General features: G+C 39.0%; 1 protein-coding gene and 1 pseudogene. Both read left to right on the top strand.

Going from position 1 to position 5,560, the window contains the following annotated elements:
* A pseudogene (locus tag R3333_RS12065) lies at nt 1-589 on the top strand (K+ channel, inward rectifier); the annotation flags it as partial.
* Between the two features lie 965 nt (nt 590-1,554).
* On the top strand, nt 1,555-5,560 hold a 4,006-nt coding region (locus tag R3333_RS12070), incomplete at its 3' end, for a SprB repeat-containing protein (protein ID WP_318959031.1).

Raw genomic sequence — 5,560 nt, forward strand, 5'->3', positions numbered from 1 at the left:
CGGAGCCATGAGCCCAGAAAACAAAGCAATAGGATTAGTTTCATCCCTCGAATCCTTTATAGGATTATCAGGTTTCGCCTTGGCTACAGGACTCCTATATGGAAGATTTTCCAAACCCAAAGCAAAACTTATTTTCAGCAAAAATGCACTAATTGCTCCCTACAAAGAAATACAAGGATTAATGATTCGAGTAGCCAATCAAAGGGATAGTCAGCTCATAAACCTAAAGGCAAAACTAGCCTTCTCACAAGTACAAAATGAAAAAAGAGAATTCTTCTTTCTTCCACTCGAAATGGATATGATTAACCTCTTAGCCTCGAGTTGGACCATCGTACACCCCCTTGATGAAAACAGTCCTTTAAAAAACCTAACCCTAGAAGATGTCCAAACCAAAGACATGGAAATCCTACTTTTCCTGGAGGGCTATGACGAAACCTATGCACAAAGCATACACTCACGCACCTCTTTCAAAGGGTCAGAAATATTGTTCAATAGAAAGTTTAAACGCATATTGGGTAAAAGTAAAAATGGCAAAGCTCGGGTAGAATTAGATCAATTGAGTAGCGTTGAAGAAGTTGAGAAGCGTTAATTTATCACCCCTTTAAACTATTAACCATATCCCCTAAAACCAGTAAACGCAATGAGCATTCAGATATACTTTTTTATGAAAAGAAGAGGTGAAAAGTTATGCTACCTCAATAATAATTAAGGACAATTATTCTATTCAAACCGTTAAAAACACAAGAATTAAAACATTGTAAATCAAACATTTTAAGATTTTTACATACAGGAAATCTCCCCTTTTCACAGTAAGAATATACACTTTTATTGCCAACAAGAATTTCATTCTAATTTTTTAGTTGAAAGAGAGTGCTCCAAACTCAACCCTAACAACACCCTAAAATGTACCTCTGAAATTTCTCCATCTACCTTACCAGTTCCATGTAATGTATGCAAGGGGGAAATGATATGTTGTGAAAAGGATAAGGATATTTTTATTTTTTCTTACAAATTTGTAACCCAACATGTACTTTTAACGAAAAAGATAAGAAGACGAATTATTTCCAATAAACGTCCTGTATTTAGCTCACTCCATAAAAAAGATTGATATTCCAACTTACCCTCTAGTTTGATTCAATTTTTGGATTTTTTCTCCGAGCATATTTTTCAAAAAAACACAACTTCTTTATCATTATTTCAATACCAAATAAAAAAAGTTTGAATTTTTTTTCACATTTTTTTGTTAATAACAGGTCTACTAAAAAATTGATTGCCTTTAATTATTCCCCCAATAAACACGCGGAATACATCAACTAATTTTTTAATTACTACACTGTTTACCAACTAATTACATCGTTCAAAACAGCCGTTTAGATTTTGTTTAATTGGAAAAGTTGATTTACCTTCATAACAACTTTTACAATTGGATTATACACAAACGGCACTTGGAATTTGAATTTTGAACCCTACAAAATTAGAATTCAACATCCATAAATCTTTCCGTGAATTACACGCATTTATTTGTTTGTATGTAAGACAATAAAACTTACTGCTATGAAACGAACGAAACCTTTTACAGGTTCCGTTGCTAAACCTCGTCTCCTCTATATTTTGGGGATGTTATCAGCAATGCTGAACCTTAATGTAATGGCCCAGTCATTACCCGAATGTGATGCAAATGTACCGCTCATCACAGTGGATCTATCAGATTATCCCGACAGTACTTACATTTCCCCGACCATCGTACGTGCCGGACAATGTTGTGGTGTTACAGGTAGTGATCGATTTATTTCCTTTTACGCCAAACTAAACCCTAACGTAGCAGCTGTGGAAATAGGAATCGCAGATGGATCTAACCCATCAGGTTCAGGTACGTATCATTTCATCAATGGAGGTGATACAGTTGTTGCAGGGACTTGTGATACCACCGCACCCGCTGGTCAAGCTGTATGTATACCGCCTTACATTACCGGGCCCAATTACAAAATTGCATACAGTAAACCAGGGAATGATGCGAATCAATTTTTCTTAAGACAGGTATTAAAACCAACTTTTCCCAATGATGATTCTACGAGAATTGGCTGTAGCTTACCGGTAAATATTTTCGGTTTAGACTCAATAACAATTTCAGCTATAAACTCATCAGATGGGAATACCAACTTAGCTTTATACGATTCATACTTAAGCTGTTTAGACTGTAGTAGTCCTTTCTTTGAACCACTAGCAGGAGCACCTGATTGGATTGACTATGTAATTACAGGTTCACAACAGGTATCCGTGGATTGTGGTACGTATGAAACCATGGACACCATAAGACTTTACACCTTCGATTCCCTAACCGCAACATACGCTCCAAATCCGGCAGAAATCTGTGCAGGAGGAAGTGTTGAAGTTACAGCCTCCACTATTGGAGGTTTTGGTACGTATACTATCGACTGGGTAAACGACATGAACGACACGCTTGCTACTGATTCAACTTACATTTTTACTGCGCAGGGATCTTATACTGCCAGAATTAGCGATAACTTGAACAGCCCAACTTGTCCTTCTTTCAATTTACCCGTTTCAATTATTGAAAGTCAACCACCTACAGTAGATGCTGGTGAAGACCAAATCGTCTGTGCTTCGAGCCCTGAAGCATTGCTAGAAGGAAGTTCTACCAACACAAGTTCTATTCTATGGTCAGGAGGCGCGGGTTCTTTTAACCCTAGTAACACTTCAATTTCAACGATATACACACCCACATCCGCAGAACTAAGCGCGGGAAGCGTAGAATTATACTTAGAATCTACAGGTGCCGGTGGAGGATGTACCAACACACGTGATACAGTAGTAATTTTCTTTCCAGACACGATTAAAGCTGACCCATTTTTCGCACCCATTGCATGTACAGACGGAACAACCACACTCAATGCTGGAGCTTCCGGAGGTACACTTCCTTACACCTATGAATGGTCTACTGGTGCCGCTTCATCGTCAACTATTGTTTCCGCTGGAACTTATACCATCATTGTAACAGACTCTATTGGTTGTTCTGTTGAAAGTGCAATTCAAGTAACAGAACCACCCGCAGTACAACTTTCTTTAACCAGCACAAATACGAGTACGGATACAACCTGTGACGGTACCACAAATGTAGTAATATCAGGAGGTACCGCTCCATACACTCAAGTTTGGTCAAACGGTGATATTAGTTTAACGGCTGACTCCTTGTGTTATGGTATTGCAACAGTAACTGTAACGGATGCAAACGGATGTATTGCCACCGGAAGCGTTGTAGTAAACAACCCTACTTGTTCCGGTCTACAAGTTACCGCAAGCAGCACCAACTTAGAATGTTTTGGAGACTCAGATGCCGAGGCAACATCCTTTGTAACCGGAGGAACTGCTCCATATAGTTATGAATGGAACACCTCTCCAATTCAAACCACTGCAAACGCAACAAACTTAAGTGCTGGAACTTACACAGTTACAGTTACCGATGCATTGGGATGTATTGACATAGCAAGTGTTGATGTTTTCCAACCGAGTAAAATAACGAACACTATAACTTCCAACGACGCAACATCTGTTGGAGGTATTGATGGTGATGCAACAGCCAACCCTGCAGGTGGTACACCTGGATATACTTATACCTGGACGCCAACAGGGCAGACAACTCAAACGGCTACTAATTTATCTGCAGGTATTTATTATGTAGAAATTTTAGATGCAAACTCTTGTGTAAAAGAAGACAGTGTCTTTCTCAACGAGCCTCCTTGTCAGAATTTCAAAATAAGTGTAGTTACTCAAAATATAAGTTGTTTTGGCTTTGCCAATGGTGGAGCAACATTAATTGTATCTCAAGGTACAGGACCTTACGCCATTTCTTGGTCAAGCGGTGAAACGGATGTGACATCTGTTTCCGGACTCCCTGCTGGAGAATATGATGTTACTATTACGGATGTTCAAGGATGTACAACTTTCAAAACCTTTACAATCGCTCAACCCGAAGAACTTTCGGTAGCACTTGTCCCTACTAATTCAGTATGTTTTGGTGATGACAACGCAACGATAGACTTAACTGTTCTGGGAGGAGTTTTCCCATATACTTATAACTGGACAGCTAACGGATCACCGGTAGCACAAACGCAAGATATCGTATCTCTTGCTCCTAACACCTATGTGATAGAAGTTACAGATGCCAATGGCTGTACAATTTCTGACAGCACGGGTGTGGATGAACCAGACCAATTGGTAACTACTTTCGAAGTAAATGACATTACATGTAGAGATAGCGACGATGGTTTTATTGACCTGACAAATACAGGTGGTATACTTCCATATAGTTATGCTTGGACAGGTCCAAATGGCTTTACAAGTAATCTCGAGGATGTTACTTCCTTGGAAGTAGGTCTATACGAGGTAGAAGTTACGGATGCTAATGGATGTACACTTGGAAATAAAATCCAAAGTTTCATTAACGAACCAGACAGTGTAATTATAGAAGAATTCACTATAGATTGTCCGGTACCAGGAGAAGCTACAACATTAGTAACTGTTGATTCTATTTCAGGTGGAGCTTTCGGAAGTTATAGAGTTAGTTTTGATAACGGTGTTACTTACCAAGCCTATGAAGATTATTCAGCGCAACTTGGAGTTAATGCAAGCTATAATTTATACGCATTAGACAGTAATGGATGTACAACTCCAATTCCAACAACTATAGAAATTGACAGCAATGTAGCCATCCAAGATGTAAGTTTCGACCCTTGTGTTCCTGAGGGAACTACAAATATCAACGTCACTGTAACACCAATTGGTGGTGACGGCGGACCTTATGAAGTTTCTACAGATGGTGGAGCAACTTATAACCCTGCTGGAAATTATGTTATTTCCCTTGCAGTAGACAATACCTACAGCATAGTAGTAAGAGACCAAAACGGATGTGAATCAACTCCTTGGCCGATTACTATCGCCCCTCCTTTTATAGCTAAACCCACATTAACAGGAGAGGTAAGCTGTCCAAATGAAAATGACGGAGTCGTTGATCTTGCCATTAGCGGTGGAACAGCGCCCTACGTCATTTCATGGACAGGACCAAATGGTTTTGTTAGTGGCTTAGAAGACTTAACAGGATTAGTTGCAGGAATGTACTATGTAACCGTTACAGATGATAGCAGTTGTGTAGTTTCAGATTCAGTACTTGTTACAACAACTCCTGATGTTACACCTCCTACCATTACTTATTGTCCTTCAAACATAAATGTTAGTACAAACAACGATTGTGTATATAGTAATTCAGGTGTTGGCTTAGATGTAACAGCTACAGATAATTGTTCTATTTCTTCTATTGCGTATACCTTAAGTGGAGCCACTACTGGTTCTGGAAACTCTTTAGACGGTATTGATTTTAACTTAGATACGACCCTTGTTACTTGGGTAATAACAGATGGGTCTGGTAATACAGATACCTGTTATGTTCAAGTAATTATTACAGACGACACAAAACCTAGCATTGTAAATTGTGGACTTGGAGACCAAAATGTATTCACGCCATCTGATGGTTGTATTTACACCG

The organism is Lishizhenia sp. (genome assembly GCF_033720595.1).
In the GTDB taxonomy this organism is placed as follows: domain Bacteria; phylum Bacteroidota; class Bacteroidia; order Flavobacteriales_D; family Crocinitomicaceae; genus Lishizhenia.